Raw genomic sequence first — 24,164 nt, forward strand, 5'->3', positions numbered from 1 at the left:
TTGAGTTTTTATTTATTAATTTCTTTGGTTGTCTTTTGTTTTATCAAAAACATAATCTATCACCTGCTGATGACGTATTTTTGATCGTACTGAACTTCCTGCCGCCGGCGCACCATAAGGTCTTCTTGTAGCGGCTCTAAACTGTTTTGCTTCTTCAATATGCATTAGCATATGTCCATAAGCACCCATGTTCCTCGGCTCTTCTTGTGCCCAAACGATATCATCTGCATTTTTGTACTTTTTAAGTACCTTATTAATAGCTGCAGTTGGTAATGGAAACAATTGTTCTATTCTTACCAATGCCACATCATCTCTTCCTAATTTTTCTTGCTCTTCAAGCAAATCGTAATAGAACTTACCTGTAACAAAAACTAGAGTCTTCACCTTAGTTGCCTTAGCATTCTCGTCGTCAATTAACATTTGGAAACTTCCATTAGCAAATTCTTCTACTGTCGAGACCACTTTTGGATGACGTAATAAGCTTTTTGGGGTAAAAACTACCAATGGTTTTCTGTAATTAGCTTTCATCTGTCTGCGTAATAAATGAAACATATTAGCAGGAGTCGTACAATCTGCAACAAACATATTATCCTTGGCACAAACTTGTAAATAGCGTTCCATGCGGCCTGAGGAATGCTCTGCGCCTTGACCTTCATAACCATGAGGCAATAACATTACCAGTCCGTTTTGAGTTTTCCATTTATCTTCTCCAGAAGAGATGTACTGATCAATCATTATTTGAGCACCATTACTAAAGTCTCCAAATTGTGCTTCCCAAATGGTAAGTGTATTTGGACTAGCCATAGCATAGCCATAATCAAAACCTACAACACCGTATTCTGATAATAACGAATTGTAAATATTAAATTGCCCTTGATTCTTAGCTACATTTTTAAGTAAGATAATTTCTTCTTCGCTATCTTCTACCTTAACAACAGCATGCCTGTGAGAGAATGTTCCTCGTTCTACATCTTGACCAGAAATTCTAACATTGAAGCCTTCAGATAATAAAGACCCATATGCTAAATGCTCAGCCATTGCCCAATCTAACCTATCTTCATCAAACATGGTCTGACGAGATTCTACTAATCGCTGAATCTTACGAATAAACTTTTTATCTTCTGGTAAGTTAGAAATTGTTTTTGTGATGTCTTTTAATAACGTTTTAGACACTGTAGTGTCTGGAGACTTTACCATTTCCTTTTCATCAACTCGAATGAAGTTCTTCCATTCTTCTTGCATAAATGGCGAAATCTTAGTTTTTTCAATCTTACGAGAATCAACTAATTTTTCTTCAAGTTGGTCTTTGTATTCTTTTTCTATTTTTTTGACATGACCATCGTCAATAACACCTTCAGCAATTAATCTTGCGGCATAAATATCTCTAGGGTTTTTATGCTTAGAAATAGCTTTGTATAATAGAGGTTGTGTAAACTTTGGTTCATCACCTTCATTATGTCCATATTTTCTATATCCTAATAAGTCAATAAACACGTCTCGTTTAAATTGCATTCTAAAATCTAATGCAAATAATATGGCATGCACTACGGATTCAGCATCATCTGCATTGACATGTAAGACTGGGGACAAAGTAACCTTACCAACATCTGTACAATAGGTGCTAGAGCGTCCGTCTAAATAATTAGTAGTAAAACCTATCTGATTATTAACTACAATATGCACAGTACCATTGGTTTTGTAGCCATCTAACTGTGCCATTTGCACAATCTCATAGACTAAACCTTGCCCAGCTATTGCTGCATCTCCATGAACTACAATTGGGAGAACTTGAGATGCGTCTTCAATATCTTTTCTGTCTTGCTTTGCTCTAGAAATCCCTTCAACAACTGCACCAACAGTTTCTAAATGCGAAGGATTTGGAGCAATACTTAAATTTATCTTTTTGCCCGAATCTGTTTCACGATCACTCGTCCAACCTAAATGATATTTTACATCACCATCAAAGATTTTTTCTTCATAATCCTTTCCATCAAATTCACTGAAAATGTCTTTTGCTGATTTGCCAAAAATATTTGTCAATGTACTTAGTCGTCCTCGATGGGCCATTCCCATTACAAACTCTTTAACACCATAATCTGCGGCCTTTTCTATCATAGCGTCTAATGCAGGAATTAAAGATTCGTTTCCTTCTAAAGAAAATCGTTTTTGCCCAACATATTTTGTATGCAGAAATGTTTCAAAAGAGACAGCTTCATTCAGTTTTCTGAGAATATTCTTTTTCTCATCTGCTGAAAAGCTTGGATGATTATCATTAATATTAAGCTTTTTCTGAATCCAATCAATCTCTTCTGGCTGACGAATATACATATACTCCACACCTATAGAATCGCAATAAATACGCTCTAAATGGTCTATAATTTCTTGAAGCGTAGCTGAGCCTAAACCTATAATCTCTCCAGCTGAAAACTTTGTAGATAAGTCACTTTTAGAAAGTCCAAAATTTTCAATCTCTAAAGTTGGCGCATACTTTCGTCTAGCTCTAACAGGATTAGTCTTCGTAAATAAATGACCTCTACTTCTATAGCCATCAATAAGTTTTACGACTTGAAATTCTTTTTGAACATGTTCTGGAATTTGAGTCGATACACCTTCAATAATCTCGCCTTCTAGTCCATAGGTTTCAGCGCCAAAATCGTAACCTTGAAAAAAAGCTCTCCAACTTGGTTCTACAGAATCTGGATTTTTAAGATATTGATCGTATAAATCAGCGAAATATGCTGTGTGTGCTGCGTTAAGAAAGGAATATTTATCCATTTGTTTTTTTGAGACGTTATCGCTTCAACAAAGTTTAGGCAAAAGTACAACTTTTAGGTTTTTCTATAACACATTTAGTATATTTATAACCATTGTTTACCCAATTTATGAGTATGAAATCATTTTTTCTGAATATTATATTTATTTTTTTTAGCCTCGTTAGTTTTTCTCAAGAGAATCAAAGTTCAAATTTTTGGAGTAATGTTAGATTTGGGGGTGGAATAGGTTTAAATTTTGGCGATGGCTTTTTTAGCGGAACATTAGCACCCCAAGCCATCTATGATTTTAATCCTTATTTTTCAGCAGGCTTGGGTCTTAATGGAAGTTATAGTAGTCAAAGAAACGTCTTTAAATCTACAATTTTGGGTGGTAGTGTAATTGCTTTGACTAACCCTTTTCCAGAAATTCAAGTTTCAGCTGAGTTAGAACAAGTAAATGTTAATACCGATTTTGATTCTCAATTTTCATCAAATACAAGAGATAACTTTTGGGCAACTGCCTTGTTTTTAGGAGTTGGTTACCGAACAGGAAATGTCACTTTTGGTGTTAGATACGATGTGCTTTATGATGAAGATGAAAGTATATATGCAGACCCATGGTTACCTTTTGTTAGATTTTGGTTTTGACGTCGATATACTCAGTCACCAAAACATTTCTAATAATTAGCTTTATACCAAACCTTTTGCCACTCACGTTGCAAAATTAAAAATGTAATGTCTTCTGAAAGTTTTGCGGTATCGTCGCTCTCTAGATTTCTGACTTTAGCTTCAGAAACATCAACGATATAAAGTAAATTAAGATAGTCCGAAAATTTATTCTGAATAAGATTATAGATTTCTTCTTGTAAAATCAGCTTTAGGCTTGTTGGCAAAACTTCATCATCAAAGCCCAAATCTATATTTGCATATAGCAAATCTTTATTAAGTTGAAGGACTAATCTTTTATAAAGTTTTGATCCATTTACCTCTTCGATTAAGTCTTCAAAATTTGTTGGTAATTGCATTATACTTTTCTTGTCATCAGACCTAGTCCAAATTGCTTAAGTACTTGTTTTTTCTCTTCAGAAATATTTAGCATTTTTAACAAAGAAAATGCTTTCTCAGTATAGTGTTCTACAGCTTCTTTTGTGGCTGTTTTAGCTCCTGTCTCTGTAAATATCTTTTTTACGTCTTCTATTTTTTGTGAAGCATCTTCTGGCTGAGAGGAAAACCAATCTAACAATTTAGTTTTATCGCCCTCAGAAGCAAATTCCTTAGCTTTAAGATATAAGTATGTTTTTTTATTTTCGATAATATCTCCTCCAACTTGTTTTCCAAAAGTTTCAGGATTGCCAAAAGCATCAAGGTAATCGTCTTGCAACTGAAAAGCTATTCCTAAAAAGCGTCCAAAATCATAGATAGCATCTTGATCTTCTTCAGATGCTTCTGCTACTATTGCTCCCATTTTCATTGCACCTCCAACTAATACAGCTGTTTTATATTCAATCATTTTTAAGTATTCAGGTATTGAAACGTCATCGCGGGTTTCAAAATCCACGTCGTATTGCTGTCCTTCACAAACTTCAGTAGCTGTTTTACTAAATAATTTTGCGAGTGCCTGAAAAGTTTCTGGTTTATAATTCTCAAATAATTGATAAGCCATAATCAGCATCACATCTCCCGAGAGTATCCCTGTATTAATATCCCATTTTTCATGTACAGTTTCTTTACCTCTTCTTAGTGGTGCATCATCCATAATATCGTCATGGACCAAAGAAAAATTATGAAAAACTTCAATACTCAAGGCTGCATCAAGAGCTTTGTTATAATCACTCCCAAAACAATCACAAGCCATTAATGTTAAGACTGGTCTTAAACGTTTTCCACCAAGATTAAGAATATAGTTTACAGGGTCGTAAAGATTTTTGGGATGACGTTCTTGAATAAAATTATCTAAATAATCAATAAACGCTTTTTGATAGTCTTCGATATGATTCATAAAGCAAAAATACGTTTTCAACGTATTTAACTTCAATAGTATGAATGTTAAAAAATCATTAAAACTTTGGAAACTATTTTTGTATTTAAAGTTTCCTGATGTATTTTTGTGCTCTCAATTATGAAAGAAAAAATAATATATAGAGCTACAGACCTTTTTCTTAACCTAGGTTTTAAGAGTGTTACAATGGACGATATTGCCAATGAAATGGGCATATCTAAAAAAACCATATATGTTCACTTTAGTAATAAAACCAAGTTGGTAGAAGCCGTTACATTTTATCTTTTTGATACTATTTGCGATGGCATAGACGATATCTGTGATAATGCTCCTAACCCAATAGAAGAGCTTTATTCTATAAAAATGTTTGTAATGCAGCATTTAAAAAATGAAAAAGCTTCGCCTCAATATCAACTTAAAAAGTATTATCCTGCTATACATGACGCTTTAAAATCTAAGCAATTTGACAAGATGCACGAATCTGTATCTGAAAGTCTAGAAAAAGGAATTGAAACCAAACTATTTAGAGAAAATATAGATGTGGAGTTTATTTCACGTCTTTATTTTAATGGAATGACAGGTATAAAGGACGAAGTTATTTTCCCTAAAGAAAAGTTTAATATGGAATATTTAATGGAGAACTTTTTAGAATACCATCTTAGAGCCATAGTCACAGAAAATGGCTTTAAAATATTAAATCAATTTATCACAAAAAATCAATCATAAACCATAATGAAACACCAATTATTATTTTGTTTTCTTTTGCTATTTAGCTTTGGTTATGCACAAGACATACCTAGCAGCTTTAGTCTTCAAGAGGCTATTGATTATGCTTTAGAAAATAACAGACAATCAAAAAATGCAGCTCGAGATATTGACGCTGCAAAACAGCAAAAATGGGAAACCACTGCAACAGGCTTGCCTCAATTAGATGCAACTGTAAACTACCAAAACTTTTTAAAGCAACAAGTTTCTGTAATCCCTGCCGAGTTTTTTGGTGGTAATCCTGGTGAATTTGCTGAAGTTATTTTTGGAACTAAGCAAAATGCTACAGCCACTGCGACTTTAAATCAATTACTATTTGACGGTTCTTACATCGTAGGGCTTCAGTCTGCAAAAGTGTTCTTAGAAATTTCTGAAAACGCCAAAGTAAAAACAGATTTAGAAGTGCGAAAAGCTGTAATAAATGCCTATGGTAATGTATTGCTATCTGAAGAAAGTCTAGAAATTCTTGAGAAGAACATTAATGTGCTTGAAAAAAATCTTTATGAGACTACAAAAATATATGAGAATGGCTTAGAGGAAGAAGAAAGTGTTGAGCAATTACAAATTACACTATCTAATCTTAAAAGCAATCTTAATAACACAGAGCGTTTGCGAGGTATCGCTTACCAAATGCTAAATATTACTTTAGGTATAGAATTTAATGCAACCATAAAGCTAACAGATGATCTAGAAACACTTGCTATTCAAAATATAGCTCTGCAAAATCTAGATACTGAAAATGACGTAGAGTCTACAATTGATTATAAGATAGCGGCTAATGATACTAAATCTAAAGAGCTTCTTCTTAAACTAGAAAAGAGTAAAGCGTTACCTAGTTTGAGTGCATTTCTTAATGGAGGTTATAACAGCTTTAACGACGACTTTGTATTCTTAGACAGTAAGAATCGATGGTTTGGCTTCTCTACAGTTGGTATTAACCTCAACGTTCCTATTTTTAGTTCAGGGAAACGAAGTGCTGCAACCCAACGCGCAAAAATAAATCTTGAAAAATCTAGAGACGATTTAACAGAGACGCAACAACGTCTTAATTTGCAAATAGAATCTGCAAAAAGCAATTACCGTTTTGCAGTTGAAGATTACACAAATAAAAAGCAAAATTTAGCACTAGCTGAACGTATTGAAAAGAAAAATCAAACTAAGTTTTTTGAAGGTATATCTTCTAGTTTTGAGCTTAGACAGGCTCAAACTCAGCTTTATACTGCGCAACAAGAATTATTACAAACGATGCTAGATGTTATCAATACTAAAGCAGAACTTGAAACCATTACCAATAAAATTTCTGATAATTAATCAATCATAAAAACACATTTCAAAATGAAAAATTTATATAAACTAATTGCTCTGTCACTAATATTAGTTGCCTGTGACGGAGATAAATCTCAAACAGTAGAAGACATATTAGCTACTGGAGATGTTAAAGTTATTCAATCAAAAAAAGAAGAACTTGTCGCTCAACAACAGGAATTAGCTGGCAAAATAAAGCAACTTGATGATAGCTTAAAAGTACTAAGCCCTGATAGAAATATCCCATTGATCACAACATTTGTTGCTGAAAGTAAAAACTTTAATCACTTTCTAGAACTTCAAGGTAATGTTGAAACAAAGCAGAATCTCGTTTTAACTCCAGAAATGAATGGAATTCTAAAACAAGTTTTCGTTAAAGAAGGTGATAAAGTTAGAAAGGGGCAAACTTTAGCTCGTATTGATGATGGAGGTTTATCACAACAAAGAGCCCAGCTTCAAATTCAGGCCGATTTGGCCAAAACTACTTTTGAACGACAAAAGCGTCTTTGGGAACAAAAAATTGGTAGTGAAATACAATACCTCAATGCCAAATCTAACTATGAAGCAATGCAAGAAAGTGTAAATCAAGTTAATCAACAGCTTGCAAAAACTTCTGTAAGAGCGCCATTTTCTGGAGTTATAGATGATATTATTACAGAACAAGGTAGTGTGGTTGGCGCAGGCCAAACTCAACTCATACGTATTGTGAATTTAGATGACATGTATATTAAAACAGATATCCCTGAAAGCTACATCACAAGTATCAAAAACGGTAAAGAGGTTGAAGTTATGTTTCCAATTTTAGGGAAAACAATAAACACAAAAATTAGGCAAACAGGTACGTTTATTAATCCAGCAAATAGAACTTTTAAGGTTGAAATTGCTGTACCTAATAAAGACCGCTCTATAAAACCTAATTTAACTGCTCGGTTAAAAATTAACGATTACACCAATGAAAATGCCATCTTAATTCCTCAAAATATCATTTCGGAAAATGCAAATGGTGAACAGTATGTTTATATCATAAAAGATAAAAACGAAGGTAAAGCTGTAGCAGAACAAGTGATTATTACAACAGGAAAAACACAAGGCGATTTTATTGAAGTCCTTTCTGGATTAAAGGCAAACAATGAGATTATAAAAGAAGGTGCACGTAGTGTGAAGAATGAGCAGACAGTAAAAATTATTTCTAATGACGCATAGTTATGAGTAGTAAAAAGAAAACTAAAAAGAAAGTAGACAAGGAATTTGGTCTATCATCCTGGGCAATTAACAATAAAACCACAATGTATGTGGCTATTGTACTTATTTTATTTCTTGGAGGATCAGCATATTTTTCAATGCCCAGAGAAAACTTTCCAGAAATAAAAGAAACAAAAATCTACATAAGCTCTTTATTTCCTGGCAATACGGCAGAAGATATTGAGAAACTCATCACTGATCCATTAGAAGATAAGCTAAAGAATGTGAGTAATCTAGTTGAGATTACCTCAACGTCTCAAGAAGATTACTCTATGGTTATTGTTGAATTCGATGAAGACATAACTGTTGAGTCTGCAAAACAAAAAGTTAAGGATGAAATAGAAAGTGAAACTTCTAGTGAAGACTGGCCAACATTTAACGGCGCAAAAGTAGAACCTAATGTTTTTGAGTTAAGTATGTCTGAGGAAATGCCAATTCTAAATATTAATGTTTCTGGAGATTATACTGTAGAAAAACTAAAAGAATATGGTGAATACTTAGAAGATGAAATTGAAGATTTAGAGGAAATCAAAAAAGTAGACATTCGTGGTGCACAAGATAAAGAGGTAGAAGTAGCTGTAGACATCTATAAAATGATGGCTTCAAAGGTAAGCTTTGATGATGTTGCTAATGCCATTGGTAATGGAAACATGACCATGTCAGCAGGTAATTTTATAACAAGTGGTCAAAGACGTACCATCAGAATCATTGGAGAGATCGATTCACCAGAACAACTAAAAAACTTTGTTGTAAAATCTGAAGACAATAGTCCTATTTACCTTAAAGACATTGCAGAAATTACCTTTAGACCTAAAGACAAAACTACCTATGCTCGTGAGTTTAATACTGAAAGTAATAAGGGTGAAGCTGTAGTCATGCTAGATGTGAAAAAACGCTCTGGTAAAAATATGGTTGCTGCAGCCGAAAAAGTAGAAAAAATTGTAGCAGATGCTAAGAAAAATGTTTTGCCAGCAGATTTAAAGTTGACCATTACAAATGACCAATCTTCAAAAACTATTGGCCAAGTTGATGACTTAGTTAACAATATCATCTTTGGTATTATTCTCGTAGTAACGGTTTTAATGTTCTTTTTAGGTTTCAAAAATGCATTATTTGTAGGGTTCGCAATACCAATGTCAATGTTTATGTCCTTAATGATACTAAATGCCCTGGGGTACACCATGAATACCATGATTCTATTTGGTCTTATTATGGGACTTGGTATGCTTGTAGACAATGGTATTGTAGTCGTAGAAAATGTTTACCGTTTGATGGATGAAGAAGGATTATCTCGAATCGAGGCAGCAAAAAAAGGAATAGGTGAAATTGCATTTCCTATTATAATTTCTACTGCGACAACTATCGCTGCATTTATTCCTTTAGGTTTATGGCCTGGCTTGATGGGGCAGTTTATGATTTATTTTCCTATAACCTTATCCGTGGTTTTAGGATCATCATTAATAGTTGCTATTTTCTTCAACTCAGTATTAGTCTCTCAATTTATGACTACTGAAGATAAAGATATGCCGATTAAACAAATCATTAAAATCTCTGGAATTTTAGTCGGAATAGGTTTACTAATAGCAATTTTTGGAGGTGAATATAGAGCTTTAGGCACATTAATGATTTTTACAGCCTTTATGTTGTGGATATATCGTTTAGTTTTAAGAAAAGCCGCTAATTATTTTCAAACTAAAATATTAACACGTTTAGAGAATTTTTATGAGCGTCTTTTGACTAAGTCTCTGAGAGGATGGAAGCCCCAACTTATTGCTTTTGGTAGCTTACTATTATTGTTTATTGCCTTTGGAGGATTTGGAGCTTCAGTAGCTAGTCAACGTACAAAAATTGAATTCTTCCCTGACAATAAGCCTAACCAAATTATTGTTTATATAGAATATCCTGAAGGCACAGATATTAAAAAGACCAATCAAATTACTAAGGATATCGAAAACAGAGTGTATACCATCTTAAATGACTCTGAGTATATTGCAGATGGTGAAAACTTTTTAGTTGAAAGTGCTGTTTCTCAAGTAGGATCGGGAGCAGGGAACCCTCAAACTGATGGTGGCTCAGATGCAGAATTGCCTCATAAAGGAAAGATTACCGCATCGATGCGTGAATATAAATATAGAAAAGGTAAAGACAGTGAGGATTTACGCAAGAAAGTCCAAGAATCACTAGCTGGTATATATCCTGGTGTTTTAATTTCTGTAGAGAAAGATGCTAATGGTCCACCTGCAGGTGCTCCTGTTAATATCGAATTAGAAGGCAATGACTATGACCAATTAATTAAAGTTGCCGAAGACATGCGTCGATATATCAATTCAAAAAATATTGCAGCAATTGACGAACTTAAAATTGATGTAAATAAAGATAAGCCTGGCATGCAAGTCCTCGTTGATAGAGAAAAGGCTGGTGAACTTGGTGTAAGTACTGGTCAAGTTGGTCAACAACTACGTAATTCTTTGTTTGGTAAAAAAGCTGGCATCTATAAAGAAGATGGTGATGATTTTGATATCTACGTGCGTTTTAATGAAGATTTAAGATACAACACCAGTGCATTGTTTAATCAAAAAATGATTTTTAGAACTCAGACAGGTCAACTTCGAGAAATCCCTGTTTCTGCCGTAGCCAAACAGAAAAACAACTCAGGTTTTAGTGCTATTAAACATAAAGACACAAAACGTGTAGTAACTGTTTATTCTGCTTTAGCGCCTGGTTATACAGATGCTGGTGCTGTGGTAAGTCAAATTCAAGATGAAATGAAGAATTTTGAAAACTTGCCAAGTAATATCAAGGTTGATTATACCGGGCAAATCGAAGAACAAAACAAAGAAATGGCATTTTTAATGGGTGCTTTCTTTACTGGGTTGTTCTTGATTTTCTTCATTTTAATCTTCCAATTCAACTCCGTATCTAAACCCGCAATTATTATGATTGCAATTTTCTTGAGTTTAATTGGTGTATTTGGAGGGATTGTAATTACTGGTGCTTCATTCGTTATTTTAATGACCATGATGGGTATTATTTCATTAGCTGGTATTGTAGTAAATAATGGTGTTGTCCTCTTGGATTATGCGCAACTTTTAATTGATAGAAAGAAAAACGAACTAGATTTAGACGTTTCAGAATATTTACCAAAAGATGAATTGCTTAAACAAATTATTAAAGCTGGTAAAGCACGTTTAAGACCTGTATTACTTACAGCAATTACAACAATATTAGGGTTAATTCCATTAGCTATTGGCTTAAATATTAACTTCTTTACCCTATTTAGTGAGTTTGATGCTAATATTTATTTTGGTGGTGATAATGTTATCTTTTGGGGACCATTAGCATGGACCGTAATCTATGGATTATTTATAGCGACATTCTTAACTTTAATTGTTGTGCCTATTTTGTTTTATCTAGCCATGCGATTAAAAATGAGATTAAAATCTAAACCAAGTCCTGTACAAGATTTAGTAAATCCTGAAACTGAAATTGCAGCAGCTTAAGTTGCAATTAAAATAGAATAATAGTGAGCCCTAGCATTTGTTAGGGCTTTTTTATTTGATAATCTTAGAAATGACTTAAATTTGCGGTCTTAATATTAGGATATGTACAGAAGTCATACATGTGGTGAGCTTAGAGCTTCACATAAAAATATAGAAGTAACCCTGAGTGGTTGGGTTCAAGGTGTTAGAGACAAAGGGTTTATGGTTTACGTAGATTTACGTGACCGTTATGGTATTACGCAATTGTATTTTGATGAAGAGCAAACAACTAAAGACATTTTAGAGAATGCTCAAAAATTAGGTCGTGAATTTGTAATTCAAGTGACTGGAAAAGTACAAGAGCGTGCGTCTAAAAACCCAAATATTCCAACTGGTGATATAGAAGTATTGGTCTCAGAATTAAATATCCTTAATGGTTCTGTAACACCACCTTTTACGATTGAAGATCATACTGATGGTGGAGATGACCTACGTATGAAGTATCGTTACTTAGATATTCGTCGTAACCCTGTAAAAGAGAGTCTAATCTTTAGGCATAAAGTAGCACAAGCTGTTAGGAATTATTTATCTAATGACAATTTTATTGAAGTCGAAACACCATATTTAATAAAGTCAACACCCGAAGGTGCTCGTGATTTTGTGGTGCCTTCTCGTATGAACGAAGGGCAATTCTATGCATTGCCACAATCTCCTCAGACGTTTAAGCAATTGCTTATGGTAGGCGGCATGGATAAGTACTTTCAGATTGTAAAGTGTTTTAGAGATGAAGACTTACGTGCTGATAGACAACCTGAGTTTACACAGATAGACTGTGAAATGGCATTTGTAGAGCAAGAAGATATCTTAAACACGTTCGAAGGTCTAACACGCCATCTCTTAAAAGAAATCAATGGTGTTGAAGTTGATAAATTTCCAAGAATGCTTTATGATGATGCCATGCGTTTATACGGGAATGACAAACCTGACATTCGTTTTGGGATGGAATTTGGTGAACTAAACGAAGTTGCACAACACAAAGATTTTAATGTGTTTAATTCTGCGGAACTAGTTGTTGGTATTGCAGTTCCTGGCGGGAATACTTACACAAGAAAAGACATTGACAAACTTATCGATTGGGTAAAGCGTCCACAAGTTGGTGCTTTAGGTATGGTATACTGTCGCTGTAACGATGATGGCACTTATAAATCATCCGTTGATAAATTCTATGACCAGGACGATTTGGCCAAATGGGCAGAAGTTACTGGTGCAAAAGCTGGTGATCTAATCTGTGTGCTTTCTGGAGATACCAATAAAGTACGTGCACAATTAAGTGCTTTACGTATGGAATTAGCAGAACGTTTAGGTTTACGCAAGCCTGATGAATTTGCACCACTTTGGGTCATGGATTTCCCACTATTAGAATGGGATGAAGATACTGAACGCTATCATGCCATGCACCATCCGTTTACATCACCAAAGCCAGGTCAGTTAGAATTATTAGATACTAAGCCTGGTGAAGTAAAAGCTAACGCTTACGATTTAGTTTTAAACGGAAACGAAATTGGTGGTGGTTCAATACGTATTCACGATAAGGCTACGCAAGCCATTATGCTGAAACATTTAGGGTTCTCTGACGAAGAAGCCAGAGCCCAGTTTGGTTTCTTAATGGATGCTTTTGAATATGGCGCGCCTCCTCATGGTGGAATCGCTTTTGGATTAGACAGATTGGTAGCCATTTTAGGTGGTCAAGAAACCATTAGAGATTTTATTGCTTTCCCTAAGAATAATTCTGGTAGAGATGTCATGATTGATGCACCAGCGCCAATTGACCATGAGCAACTCACAGAGCTTAGTTTAAAGCTAAACCTAAAATCATAAATTTAAAATCCTGCTTCTTGCAGGATTTTTTGTTAGATTTAACCTGTGCCAACTAAGTTCAACTTTTTTAGACGATTACTCGTATGGAGATACAAACATATCTCCGAAAAAAACTTCGTGTTTTTATTAGCTCTTCTTATTGGGTTACTTTCAGGTTTGGTCGCAGTAACTATAAAAAACATCACCTTTGCTATTGAGGCTATTTTTGAAAAAGGCATCAACTTATCAGAAAACAGCATTTACTTTATTTTGCCTGTTATTGGCTTGCTTTTAGTGTATTTATTCGTAAAATATGTTTCCAAAAAACCAAACGAGCATGCTATTCCATCGATATTATATTCCTTATCAAAACGTAATGGAATAATACCTAAGCGTAAAATTTATTTGCCATTAGTTACTGCACCACTTACTGTTGGGTTTGGTGGTTCTGTGGGTTTACTTGGACCAGCAATTGCATCTGCATCAGCTATAAGTTCTAGTTTAGGTCAATTACTACATATCGATAGAAAAACGAGAAGTTTATTGATTGGTTGTGCCTCTGCTGGAGCGATTGCTTCAATTTTTAAATCTCCAATTGCGGCTATTATTTTTGCCATAGAAGTATTTAGTTTGGATTTGACATTCGCTTCGCTTCTTCCACTTTTAATTGCTTCAATCTCGTCAGTAATTACATCTTACTTTTTCTTAGGTGACAGTGTGCTTTTTAATTTTACTGTTTCAGAAAAGTTTCAGATTAAGGATACATTATTCTATATATTATTAGGAATAGGAACTGGTGTTGCTTCTATATATTTTACAAAGATATATTTTGGTGTTACATCCATTTTTAACCGGTTAAAATCAGCAAGGCATAAATTAATTATTGGCGGACTAGCTATTGGTGTTATGCTTTATTTCATCCCGCCACTATATGGTGAAGGTTTTGGATTTATTAATGATTTGATGCTGGGTAATGACAGTAAAGCTATTGGTGCATCTCTTTTTGATGATTACATCGATAATATTTGGGTCGTCATTGCGCTACTTTTTGGTATTACGGTTTTTAAAGCCATTGCCATGACGACTACCTTTGCTGCAGGTGGTACTGGTGGAATCATTATTCCAACACTGGTCATGGGAAGCTCATTAGGCAATCTCTTTGCCAAGATTATTAATAATTGTGGTTTAGGGTTTTCGGTGTCTGAAGCTAATTTTACATTGATTGGTATGGCTGGCTTAATTGCAGGTGTTTTACATGCACCATTAACCGCTATTTTCTTAATTGCTGAAATTACAGGTGGTTACCAATTATTTGTACCACTAATGATAACGGCTTCAATGTCTTTTATCATTAATAAAAATGTATTGGACCACACCATTTATACTAAAGAGCTGCTTGAAAAAGGTGCGCTATTAACACAAGACAAAGATAAAAGTGTCCTTACTTTAATGAAATTAGATAGCGTTATTGAGCAAAATTTTGTGGTATTACAACCTGAAATGACCCTCGGAGATATGCTGAAAAATGGTGTCGCCAAATCTAGCAGAAATCTATTTCCTGTTACCGATGATGACCATAATTTTATGGGCATTATTCTGTTAGATGATATCAGAACAGTCATGTTTGACCAAACACTTTATGAGTCTACAACCGTTGAAACCTTTATGCATCTTCCGCCAGAATTTATTGTTTACGAAAAGGATAGTATGCAAAAAGTAATGAAAAAATTCCAAGATTCTGGCGCATGGAATTTACCCGTAATTAAAGACGAAAAATATTACGGTTTCATTTCAAAATCTAAGTTATTGACTGCCTACAGAAAAGAATTAATTAATTTTACATCTTAACGCTATGAAACCTATAAAAATTATAACATTTATAGCCTTACTGGCTTCAATAGCAAGTATTATTTGTGGTTATGTTCTAGATGTTCCGTATTCAAAGAAACTAATTGGGTTTGGTGTTATGGGTATTTTCTTTGTTGTATTTCCGTTATTCTCCTATTATCGATGGAAAGATAAAGACGCTAAAGACTATATGATTACCAAAGAAAGTTTAAATAAAATGCGTGAAAATCAAAAGCGTAAAAAACAATTGTAGCGCTAAACATATTTGTAACATTTTGAAATAAAACAATTTATTAACATTGGTAATGTTTTTAACTGTATCTTTGCACTTTAATTTTTATTTATAATTTATAATGACTGGAACAGTTAAATTTTTTAATGATTCAAAAGGATTTGGATTCATTACTAACGAAGAAACAGGAAAAGATATCTTCGTTCACGTATCAAACCTTAATGGTTTGGAGATTCGCGAAGGCGATCAAGTAGAGTACACAGAAGAAGAAGGCCGTAAAGGAATGGTAGCTGCTAACATCAGCATCCTTTAAGAGATATACTTTATTTAGCATGCAACGCTCAACTTTTGGTTGGGCGTTTTTTTTGGCTTCAACTCTGCTCAGCCATCAAAACATATAATCAGTTTAGATTACGCTTTTCAATAAAAAAGCGTTTCATTAGTGCTGAAGCTTCGTCTTCCAAAACACCGCCAATGACTTTAGTCTTAGGGTGCAATTTTGTCCCCATAGCCTTAAATCCACGTTGCTCATCTGTGGCTCCATAAACAATTTTAGATATCTGACTCCAATACAAGGCACCAGCACACATCTGGCAAGGTTCTAAGGTGACATACAGTGTACAATTATGCAAATACTTTCCGCCCAAAAAATTGGCAGCTGATGTAATTGCCTGCATCTCGGCATGTGCTGTAACATCATTTAGCAGCTCCGTTAAGTTATGAGAGCGTGCAATAATTTTATCATCAATAATTACAACAGCACCAACAGGGATTTCGCCTTTTTCAAAAGCAGCCTCTGCCTCTTGAAGTGCTTTTCTCATAAAGTATGTGTCGTCGAAAGGGTTAATCATACATCAAATATAACTTTAGTAAAATTTATTCATATTAATAATATCAATTTTTATATCAGAAATGTAAAAATTAGTATTCATATCGTAGCTTTGTCTTATGAGCAATAGCTTACTCGACAACATTAACCTTCCAAAAGACTTAAGGCAATTATCGCAAGATGATTTATCCCAGCTTGCACAAGAGTTACGCGAGTTTATCATAAACATTGTGGCCACAAAAGAAGGGCATTTAGGTGCAAGTTTAGGTGTGGTCGAGTTAACTATTGCATTGCATTATGTATTTAATACACCTGAAGATCTGCTCATTTGGGATGTAGGACATCAAGCGTACGGACATAAAATATTGACGGGTCGCAAAGAAATTTTTGATACCAATAGGCAACTTGCCGGTATTAGCGGTTTCCCTAAAAGAGATGAAAGTGATTATGACACCTTTGGCGTTGGGCATTCATCAACATCAATATCTGCTACTTTGGGTATGGCCATTGCTTCTAAATTAAATGGTGATACCAACAAACAACATATTGCTGTTATTGGCGATGCCTCTATTGCTAGCGGCATGGCTTTTGAAGGCTTAAATCATGCTGGTGTGACTGATGCAAATTTGCTCGTAATCCTCAATGACAATGCTATTGGTATTGACCCAAGCGTTGGTGCTCTAAAACAATATTTGACCAACGTAAAAAAAGGCACGCAAAAGCAAGACAATATTTTTGAGGCTTTAAACTTTGACTATTCAGGACCCGTTGATGGGCATGATTTGTCAAAATTAATTTCGGAATTAGAACGTTTAAAATCTGTAAAAGGTCCAAAGTTTTTACATGTTATTACCACTAAAGGCAAAGGCTTAAAGCAAGCTGAAGAAAATCAAGTCAAATATCATGCACCAGGAAAGTTTGATGCCAAAACTGGAGAGCTTATTACCAAATCTAGTTCTAACCAGCTGCCACCTAAATTTCAAGATGTCTTTGGTGAGACCATCGTAGAACTTGCTAAACAAAACGAAAAAATTGTAGGTATAACACCTGCAATGCCTACAGGTAGCTCTCTAAAATACATGATGGAAGCTATACCAGAGCGGGCATTTGATGTTGGTATTGCCGAGCAACATGCTGTAACATTGGCTGCCGGAATGGTAACACAAGGACTCATCCCGTTTTGTAATATCTATTCGACGTTTTTACAACGGGCTTATGATCAGGTTATTCATGATGTGGCTATTCAAAATTTACCTGTAATATTTTGTTTGGATAGAGCCGGTTTAGTGGGTGAAGATGGCGCTACGCATCATGGTGTTTTTGATTTGGCCTATTTAAGATGCATTCCTAATTTGGTGATTTTTGCGCCTCGCAATGCTGTAGAGTTACGTCATATGATGTACACCGTTCAAAAAGGTATTGATTTTCCTATGGCGATACGTTATCCGAGAGGTCGCGGTATTTTATTAGACTGGAAAACACCTTTTGAAACTGTTGAGATTGGTAAAGGAAAATGCTTAAAAGAAGGCGTTGATATTGCTGTATTATCTATTGGCACAACTGCTAATACTGTTACAAACGTGATTGAAAATAACCCAAAATTCCACAATATTGGGCACTACGACATGCGCTTCGTAAAACCACTAGATGGTGATCTTCTCCACATTTTATTCAAAAAATATAAGGCAATCATTAGCATAGAAGATGGTGTTGTTACTGGTGGTTTTGGGTCTGCGGTTTTAGAATTTGCTAATGCCAATAATTACAAAACTAAAATTGAAATTCTTGGTATTAAAGACCAATTTACAGAACATGGTACTGTAAACGAGCTTAAAGCAATTAATGGTATCGACGAAAATGGCTTACGAGAAACACTAGAGGAATTAATCCTCAGTCTCTAAATCTAAAGTGGCCAAAGTTTCAGTATTCGACTGCTCTACTTCATTACTAATTTCTGAAGAATCTGCTTTTGAAGCACTCACACCATGTGATATATCATCAATGATTAATAAACATGCAACAACTGCAAAAAAAACGACAAAAGCACTAAGTACATTATTTTTCATGGTTGGTAGATTTGGGGTTCTAACATTTCAAATTAATGTATTATATCGTTAAAAAACAAATTTTATCGATGAAATACATGTTTAATTTTACAAACAACTGTTTATCAGTAACTTAAATTATATTGAATTTCCATTAAATCTATGATATAACAGCATCGCATTAGAATCTGACAGCTTTGAAACATACAAACAGACAGCTATTAAATTATCATACAGAGCGTTATTAGATAAGTTAACGGTCTCTGGTAGCGTTTTTAGAATAAGCTTATCGTAACTCGTTAAATGACCAGAATAGACATTACTTGCTACTTTTCCCAAGACAGAAAGAATGCCTTCTAAAACTTTATATCCTGCAATTTCTTTGTGGACGACCTCAGCGGATTGATATACTTTTTTGATACTAATATCTATAATATCAGAAATTTGAGCTTTGTAACTACTAACATCCAATAAACCTGTTTCAAATTTACCAGCTAAAATCTGTTCTTCATTTTTCATAAAAATAGAAACCGCCTCATCAATTAGCGTTCCAATAGCAAGTGCTCTCAAATAACTTACACGATCTTCAGTGGTTTTTAAAGCATTATACTTTTCAGTGTTTATCGTGTTTTTTACTAGCTTAATTAAATATTCTAACGCATAGTCTTCTTCAATTAATCCTAGATTTATACCATCTTCAAAATCAATAATAGTATAGCATATGTCATCAGCAGCTTCAACCAAATATGCTAGTGGATGTCTTGCATACGCATTATTAGCTTTATCTCTAACTTCAAGCCCTAATTCTTCTGCAATTGCCTTAAAGGTCTCTTCTTCACTTTGAAAAAAGCCATACTTTTTATCTGCAATATGTGTGGTAGGCTTTTTAGGCAACGATGCTTTTGGATATTTCATAAATGCACCAAGCGTAGCGTAACTCAACCTCAATCCGCCTTCTCGACCAACTCTACTCTCGGTTAAAATTTTAAACCCGTTGGCATTACCTTCAAAATCACATAAATCTTTATACTGCTTTTTAGTAAGTTGACCCTCAAATTCTTTTCCTTCGCCTTCTTTAAAGTAAGCGCCAATTGCTTTTTCTCCAGAGTGCCCAAATGGTGGGTTCCCAATATCGTGAGCTAAGGCTGCCGCTGCAACAATGGCTCCAAAATCATTAATTTGATAGCCGTGAATTTTTTGAAGATGCGGATGCTTCTCTAACAATAATCGCCCTACTTGTCGCCCTAAAGAACGCCCAACAACACTAACCTCTAAACTATGTGTTAACCGCGTATGCACAAAGTCTGTTTGAGACAATGGCACAACTTGTGTTTTATCTTGAAGGCTTCTAAATTCTGAAGAAAAAATAATACGATCGTAATCGACTTCAAAGCCCAAACGCGTTTCGTCTTGTTCTTGGCGCAGTCGTTTATTTACGTCTCCAAAACGCTTTAAGGACAGGAGTTGTTCCCAATTCATGAGTTGCATTTTTTAGTACAGGCAAGATATACAAATTGAGAAATAAGACATTAGCTTTGATTAGAAAAGTAATAACATTTTTAATGTTAATAAATTGTTGTCTAATACGCCTAGCTCTTAATATTAAGCTAACCATTGTATAACCTTTTTATTACCAATCATTAATTTTTGATTAACCTATAAGCTAGAATTGCGACGTTTCTTTGCACCATCAATTATAAAAAACTGATGAGACAAATTATATTACTTTTTATTTTCCTTTTTACAGCTTTTGTACAAGCACAGGATACAGGCTCAATCGTTGGAAAATTAACTGATAAGGAATTTAATAACGAACCTCTTCCTTTCGCTAATGTCCTTATAAAAGGGACAACCACTGGTGTTACTTCTGATATTGATGGTAATTATAGACTAGATAATTTAACTCCTGGAACCTACACGATTCAATTTAGCTTTGTGGGTTACGAAACTATTGAGAAGCAAGTTATTGTTGAAGCAGGCAAAGAAACAAAGCTTGATATTTTAATGTTTGCAAGTGCTGCCTCACTTGATGAAGTTGTCATTAAAACTACGGCAAAAAGAGAAACTGAAACTGCACTTCTTTTAGATCAAAAGAAAGCCACTACTATTAAACAAAGTATTGGTGCTCAAGAATTATCTCGTAAAGGGGTTAGTGATGCCGCTGGTGCTGTGACTAAAATATCTGGTATCTCAAAACAAGAAGGTGGCGGTAATGTTTACGTTCGTGGCCTTGGGGATCGTTATTTAAATACGACATACAATGGCCTTACACTTCCTGCTAATAATATTGAAAAGAAAAATATGGACCTTAATCTTTTCTCTTCTGACGTGATCCAAAATGTAGGTGTTAGCAAAACGTATGCTGCTAATTTTTATGGCGATTTTGCAGCAGGGAATGTAGATATCGTTGCTAAAGAACACACAGGAGATTTTTTCTTAGATGTAAATCTAGGATCAAATTTTAACTCAAATGCAATTGGTAAAAACTTTGTAAAGAGTGAAGGGACTGGTTATTTTGGTTTTTATAACAGATACCGTAATAATCCTTACGCTGTTATTCTATCTCACGGTGTAGACCCACAAGGTATTGATGGCTCTTTAGGTATTGAAGGAAATTTTTCTGCTGGTGATTCTTGGGAAATTGGAGAAGAATCTCGTTTAAGCATTTTCACAACAGCTGCTTTTGGTAGTAGTTTTGAATACAGAAGAGGCCAATTTGCTAATGTAACTGCTGCGGCAAACACCATCTTCCAAGATGCTGAAGAGTTTGAATTTACTCGTAACACAACAGCAATGGCTAATGTTGTATACCGTATTAACAACGATCATAAAATAAAATTCAACTCTTTATTCATTAACGCTGCTACAGATGAAGTAGGCCGTTTTGGTATTGACGGACGTGGCTATAACCGTAACACTATTGCTGATAATGATGATTTTGGATTCTTTACTCAAAATGTTCAGTTCGAGCAGGATATGATTTTTGTAAATCAAATTCTTGGTACAAGTAACCTTAGTGAAAAATTAAAATTAGATTACGGCATAGGGTACAATAACGTTCTAGCTCGTCAGCCAGATCGTAAGCGTATTGCTTTAGAGCGTTTTGAAAATACGCTTGATAATGACCCAAGTACAAACGCTATTTTTTACAGAAATGTCGACTTTGATAATCAGCGTTACTTCCAAAATATTGAAGACAGTGAATTTAATGCACGAGTTAATTTAAGCTATGAGCAATCCGAAACCTTAAAGTTTAACTTTGGTTATAACGGACGTATTAAGGAACGTAGCTTCGACAACCAGCGTTATGGCTACGAAATCATAAATCCTCTAACAGAAATAGAAGACCCTAATAATTTCGACGCGTTCTTCTCAACTGAAAACTTAGGTGTTTTATACAATACAAGTGTATTCCGTCCATTACCTGGTTTAGAAAGAGAAAATCTACCAGGACAATTAGAGAACACGTATAGCGGTAATCTTGATGTACATGCGCTTTACGCAGATGCCGTCTACAAAGCTGGAGAAAAATGGACCTTTGTCCCTGGGCTTCGTGTAGAGAAATTTAACCAAGATATTAGTTACGATGTGATTAATTTGTCTTTTAATAATCCTGGAAGCAACGAAGCTGACGAAACTTTTTTCTTACCTAGTTTAAATGTAAAGTATGCGTTAACAGAAGATCAAAACCTTCGTTTTTCTGCAAGCAGAACAGTTTCTAACCCAGAGTTCAAAGAAGTTGCGCCATTTGTTTACGAGAATGTAACCGATCGTATTGGTGGTAACCCTGACCTTTTAAATGACCCTGCGTTCTCAACGATTGTAAACTTAGATTTAAAGTACGAATGGTTTATTAATAGCGGTGAGATATTTTCTATAGGTGTTTTTAATAAAACCATAAATGATCCTGTAAACTTAGTTTCGGCAAATGATGCTACAGGTACACAACGTTTCTTTAGAACAGGTGACCGTGCTGATGTTTTCGGAATCGAGCTTGAAGTTAGAAAAAGACTGATTAAAGATGAAGACGAAAACAGTATTCTATCCGCTGGTATGAATGTGACTTACACTTCTACAAAACAAGATTTAAAGACTGTATCTGGAACATTTAACACCAACTTCAATAGAGACTCTGATGAGCTTCAAGGTGCTTCACCGGTTCTTATCAATGCTGATGTAAGCTATAGCCCAACTTTTGGCGAATATAAGCCAGTTGCAAACCTTGTCTTTTCTTATTTCTCAGACCGTATTGATGCACTAGGTTCAGGACAGTTAGGAAACATCATTGAAAAAGGAGTTCCAACCTTAGACTTTGTGTGGAAAAATACGATTAACAAAAAATTTGAAATTAATGCTAGTGTCAAAAACATATTAGACCCTACAATAGAACGTGTCCGTGAAAATGTGTCTTTTGATACAACGTTAGCAAATGACTTAGGTATAAATTCTAATCTCTCTGAGTTTGCCTTATCAAGCTATAAAAGAGGTATTAACGCAAGCATACAATTCAAGTATAAATTTTAACCCAATCAAAAACGATTATTAAATTAATTCGAAACAAAATGAAAGCAAACAAATTTCTTTTAGGATTATTTACAGCAGCAACGCTTTTAGTTGTGGGTTGTGCAGCAGATGACACTGCAGACGTAACAATTAATCAAGGAAACGGAGGTTCAAATCCAACAAATCCTTCTGACTTTATAATTGGAGGAACACTGACTGAAAACCTTACTCTAACTACAGGCACAGAATATGATTTAACAAGTGCACTTATTGTACCTGAAGGTATCACATTAACTATTGAGCCAGGTGTTGTTGTTAGAGCTACGACGGGATCTGATGTTTATGTTGCTATCCAACAAGGTGGTGTTATCATGGCGGAAGGTACATCTTCTAACCCTATTGTATTTACCTCTAACTCTGCAACACCAAACCCTGGTGATTGGGGAGGACTTATTGTATTAGGTCGTGCGCCTATAAATTCTGTAGTAGGAGGCGATGCTACCTCAACATCTGAAATTGGAGGTTTACCTTACGGAGGAAGTATTGCAAATGATAATTCTGGAATCATAAGATACGTACGTATTGAGTATTCTGGTGGTGCTGCTGATGCTGCTTCAGAAAATAACGGATTCTCTTTCTATGGTGTCGGAAGTGGAACAACAATAGACTTTATTCAGGCATTTGAAGGTGCTGATGATGGTGTAGAATTCTTTGGAGGAACAGTTAATGCGTCTCACATATCTGTTGTCGGAGCTCAAGATGATTCTGTAGATTGGACTGAAGGTTTTACAGGTACACTTACAGATGTATATATCGAGCACAGACAGTCTCATGATAAAGGTATTGAAGGAGATGGTTTCAACACAGATATAGGAAACAACTCTAACCCAGTTTTTTGGAGTGCTCCTACTATAAACAACTTAACTATTAACGGATTAGGTTCTAGTAATGGTAATGAAGCTATCCGCTTAAGAGCAGGAACGCGTGCTACATTTAATAATGTTTGGATTCAAGGTTTTGAAGAAGGTTATGATTTAGATGATGAAGAAACTGGAAACGGATTCTTAGCAGGAGAAACTAGTGTTACTGATATTACATTTGATGATGTAACACTTACTCTAAAAAATGACACCAACGGTGCTTTTGATGAAAACTCATTCTTTACCGGTGTTGGTAATGGTACTGGTGCTGATTATGATTCTTGGAACTCTGGATGGACAAGAAACTAATTAGTAAAATGAATATTATTTTGATTTAGTCTTCAAAATTATAAAAACAAAAAGAGCAGCGATATCGCTGCTCTTTTT

At 34.8% G+C, this 24,164-nt stretch carries 18 protein-coding genes; 12 read left to right on the plus strand and 6 right to left on the minus strand.

The annotated features are described in order from the left end of the window. Positions 1 to 15: 15 nt before the first annotated feature. Positions 16 to 2,775, minus strand: a complete 2,760-nt coding sequence (locus IEV10_RS01530; protein ID WP_188372933.1) for a 2-oxoglutarate dehydrogenase E1 component — start codon at positions 2,773 to 2,775, stop codon at positions 16 to 18. A gap of 113 nt (positions 2,776 to 2,888) precedes the next feature. On the opposite strand from IEV10_RS01530, the gene IEV10_RS01535 reads away from it, so the two are divergent. Then, the gene (locus tag IEV10_RS01535; RefSeq protein WP_229719558.1) at positions 2,889 to 3,401 is read left to right on the plus strand and encodes an alpha-ketoglutarate decarboxylase; all 513 of its coding nucleotides are present in this window, start codon (positions 2,889 to 2,891) and stop codon (positions 3,399 to 3,401) included. Positions 3,402 to 3,430: 29 nt separating this feature from the next. Here the strand turns inward: IEV10_RS01535 and IEV10_RS01540 are convergent, their stop codons facing one another. Together IEV10_RS01540 and IEV10_RS01545 are read right to left on the minus strand one after the other, a co-directional pair. After that, the gene (locus IEV10_RS01540) at positions 3,431 to 3,778 is read right to left on the minus strand and encodes a hypothetical protein (RefSeq protein ID WP_188372935.1); all 348 of its coding nucleotides are present in this window, start codon (positions 3,776 to 3,778) and stop codon (positions 3,431 to 3,433) included. Next, positions 3,778 to 4,752 carry a polyprenyl synthetase family protein gene (locus IEV10_RS01545; protein WP_188372936.1) on the minus strand — a complete coding sequence of 325 codons (975 nt, stop codon included), beginning with the start codon at positions 4,750 to 4,752 and terminating at the stop codon, positions 3,778 to 3,780. The genes IEV10_RS01540 and IEV10_RS01545 overlap by 1 nt, the downstream gene beginning before the upstream one ends. 120 nt (positions 4,753 to 4,872) lie before the next feature. Here IEV10_RS01545 and IEV10_RS01550 point away from each other — a divergent pair, with 120 nt between their 5' ends. The 8 genes from IEV10_RS01550 (at position 4,873) to IEV10_RS01585 (ending at position 15,793) form a co-directional block, all read left to right on the plus strand. After that, complete coding sequence (locus tag IEV10_RS01550) at positions 4,873 to 5,478, plus strand: TetR/AcrR family transcriptional regulator (RefSeq protein WP_188372937.1); 606 nt, start codon at positions 4,873 to 4,875, stop codon at positions 5,476 to 5,478. 6 nt (positions 5,479 to 5,484) lie between these two features. Then, the gene (locus tag IEV10_RS01555; protein ID WP_188372938.1) at positions 5,485 to 6,828 is read left to right on the plus strand and encodes a TolC family protein; all 1,344 of its coding nucleotides are present in this window, start codon (positions 5,485 to 5,487) and stop codon (positions 6,826 to 6,828) included. 24 nt (positions 6,829 to 6,852) lie between these two features. After that, the gene (locus IEV10_RS01560; protein ID WP_188372939.1) at positions 6,853 to 8,025 is read left to right on the plus strand and encodes an efflux RND transporter periplasmic adaptor subunit; all 1,173 of its coding nucleotides are present in this window, start codon (positions 6,853 to 6,855) and stop codon (positions 8,023 to 8,025) included. A gap of 2 nt (positions 8,026 to 8,027) precedes the next feature. After that, on the plus strand, positions 8,028 to 11,564 hold the full coding sequence (locus IEV10_RS01565; protein WP_188372940.1) for an efflux RND transporter permease subunit: 3,537 nt from the start codon (positions 8,028 to 8,030) through the stop codon (positions 11,562 to 11,564). A gap of 102 nt (positions 11,565 to 11,666) precedes the next feature. Then, complete coding sequence (aspS, locus tag IEV10_RS01570) at positions 11,667 to 13,421, plus strand: aspartate--tRNA ligase (RefSeq protein ID WP_188372941.1); 1,755 nt, start codon at positions 11,667 to 11,669, stop codon at positions 13,419 to 13,421. A 45-nt stretch (positions 13,422 to 13,466) separates the two neighbouring features. After that, a complete protein-coding gene (locus tag IEV10_RS01575; RefSeq protein ID WP_188372942.1) occupies positions 13,467 to 15,248 on the plus strand; it encodes a chloride channel protein in 1,782 nt (593 codons plus the stop codon). 4 nt (positions 15,249 to 15,252) lie between these two features. After that, complete coding sequence (locus IEV10_RS01580) at positions 15,253 to 15,501, plus strand: hypothetical protein (protein ID WP_188372943.1); 249 nt, start codon at positions 15,253 to 15,255, stop codon at positions 15,499 to 15,501. A gap of 100 nt (positions 15,502 to 15,601) precedes the next feature. Then, complete coding sequence (locus IEV10_RS01585; protein WP_188372944.1) at positions 15,602 to 15,793, plus strand: cold-shock protein; 192 nt, start codon at positions 15,602 to 15,604, stop codon at positions 15,791 to 15,793. A gap of 88 nt (positions 15,794 to 15,881) precedes the next feature. On the opposite strand, the gene IEV10_RS01590 is transcribed toward IEV10_RS01585, so the two are convergent. Next, on the minus strand, positions 15,882 to 16,331 hold the full coding sequence (locus IEV10_RS01590; RefSeq protein WP_188372945.1) for a nucleoside deaminase: 450 nt from the start codon (positions 16,329 to 16,331) through the stop codon (positions 15,882 to 15,884). 97 nt (positions 16,332 to 16,428) lie between these two features. Between IEV10_RS01590 and dxs the strand changes: the two genes are divergently transcribed. Beyond that, on the plus strand, positions 16,429 to 18,210 hold the full coding sequence (dxs, locus tag IEV10_RS01595; protein WP_188372946.1) for a 1-deoxy-D-xylulose-5-phosphate synthase: 1,782 nt from the start codon (positions 16,429 to 16,431) through the stop codon (positions 18,208 to 18,210). Here dxs and IEV10_RS01600 read toward each other — a convergent pair. Further along, a complete protein-coding gene (locus tag IEV10_RS01600; protein WP_188372947.1) occupies positions 18,193 to 18,375 on the minus strand; it encodes a hypothetical protein in 183 nt (60 codons plus the stop codon). The two genes, dxs and IEV10_RS01600, sit on opposite strands and share 18 nt — an antisense overlap. A 117-nt stretch (positions 18,376 to 18,492) precedes the next feature. Then, positions 18,493 to 19,833 (minus strand): deoxyguanosinetriphosphate triphosphohydrolase, encoded by a 1,341-nt coding sequence (locus IEV10_RS01605; protein ID WP_188372948.1) that lies wholly within the window; start codon positions 19,831 to 19,833, stop codon positions 18,493 to 18,495. A gap of 228 nt (positions 19,834 to 20,061) precedes the next feature. Between IEV10_RS01605 and IEV10_RS01610 the strand changes: the two genes are divergently transcribed. Continuing rightward, positions 20,062 to 22,878 (plus strand): TonB-dependent receptor, encoded by a 2,817-nt coding sequence (locus tag IEV10_RS01610; RefSeq protein ID WP_188372949.1) that lies wholly within the window; start codon positions 20,062 to 20,064, stop codon positions 22,876 to 22,878. 38 nt (positions 22,879 to 22,916) lie between these two features. Beyond that, positions 22,917 to 24,086 carry a beta-helix domain-containing protein gene (locus IEV10_RS01615; protein WP_188372950.1) on the plus strand — a complete coding sequence of 390 codons (1,170 nt, stop codon included), beginning with the start codon at positions 22,917 to 22,919 and terminating at the stop codon, positions 24,084 to 24,086. Positions 24,087 to 24,164: the final 78 nt, after the last annotated feature.

The organism is Winogradskyella haliclonae (genome assembly GCF_014635865.1).
In the GTDB taxonomy this organism is placed as follows: Bacteria; Bacteroidota; Bacteroidia; order Flavobacteriales; family Flavobacteriaceae; genus Winogradskyella; species Winogradskyella haliclonae.

Coding starts and splice junctions, on each gene's coding strand:
- aspS (WP_188372941.1), top strand. CDS start 11,667: ATGTACAGAAGTCATACATGTGGTGAGCTTAGAGCTTCACATAAAAAT.
- IEV10_RS01585 (WP_188372944.1), top strand. CDS start 15,602: ATGACTGGAACAGTTAAATTTTTTAATGATTCAAAAGGATTTGGATTC.
- IEV10_RS01610 (WP_188372949.1), top strand. CDS start 20,062: ATGAGACAAATTATATTACTTTTTATTTTCCTTTTTACAGCTTTTGTA.
- IEV10_RS01600 (WP_188372947.1), bottom strand. CDS start 18,375: ATGAAAAATAATGTACTTAGTGCTTTTGTCGTTTTTTTTGCAGTTGTT.
- IEV10_RS01605 (WP_188372948.1), bottom strand. CDS start 19,833: ATGAATTGGGAACAACTCCTGTCCTTAAAGCGTTTTGGAGACGTAAAT.
- IEV10_RS01535 (WP_229719558.1), top strand. CDS start 2,889: ATGAAATCATTTTTTCTGAATATTATATTTATTTTTTTTAGCCTCGTT.
- dxs (WP_188372946.1), top strand. CDS start 16,429: ATGAGCAATAGCTTACTCGACAACATTAACCTTCCAAAAGACTTAAGG.
- IEV10_RS01565 (WP_188372940.1), top strand. CDS start 8,028: ATGAGTAGTAAAAAGAAAACTAAAAAGAAAGTAGACAAGGAATTTGGT.
- IEV10_RS01590 (WP_188372945.1), bottom strand. CDS start 16,331: ATGATTAACCCTTTCGACGACACATACTTTATGAGAAAAGCACTTCAA.
- IEV10_RS01540 (WP_188372935.1), bottom strand. CDS start 3,778: ATGCAATTACCAACAAATTTTGAAGACTTAATCGAAGAGGTAAATGGA.
- IEV10_RS01555 (WP_188372938.1), top strand. CDS start 5,485: ATGAAACACCAATTATTATTTTGTTTTCTTTTGCTATTTAGCTTTGGT.
- IEV10_RS01530 (WP_188372933.1), bottom strand. CDS start 2,775: ATGGATAAATATTCCTTTCTTAACGCAGCACACACAGCATATTTCGCT.
- IEV10_RS01545 (WP_188372936.1), bottom strand. CDS start 4,752: ATGAATCATATCGAAGACTATCAAAAAGCGTTTATTGATTATTTAGAT.
- IEV10_RS01550 (WP_188372937.1), top strand. CDS start 4,873: ATGAAAGAAAAAATAATATATAGAGCTACAGACCTTTTTCTTAACCTA.
- IEV10_RS01615 (WP_188372950.1), top strand. CDS start 22,917: ATGAAAGCAAACAAATTTCTTTTAGGATTATTTACAGCAGCAACGCTT.
- IEV10_RS01560 (WP_188372939.1), top strand. CDS start 6,853: ATGAAAAATTTATATAAACTAATTGCTCTGTCACTAATATTAGTTGCC.
- IEV10_RS01580 (WP_188372943.1), top strand. CDS start 15,253: ATGAAACCTATAAAAATTATAACATTTATAGCCTTACTGGCTTCAATA.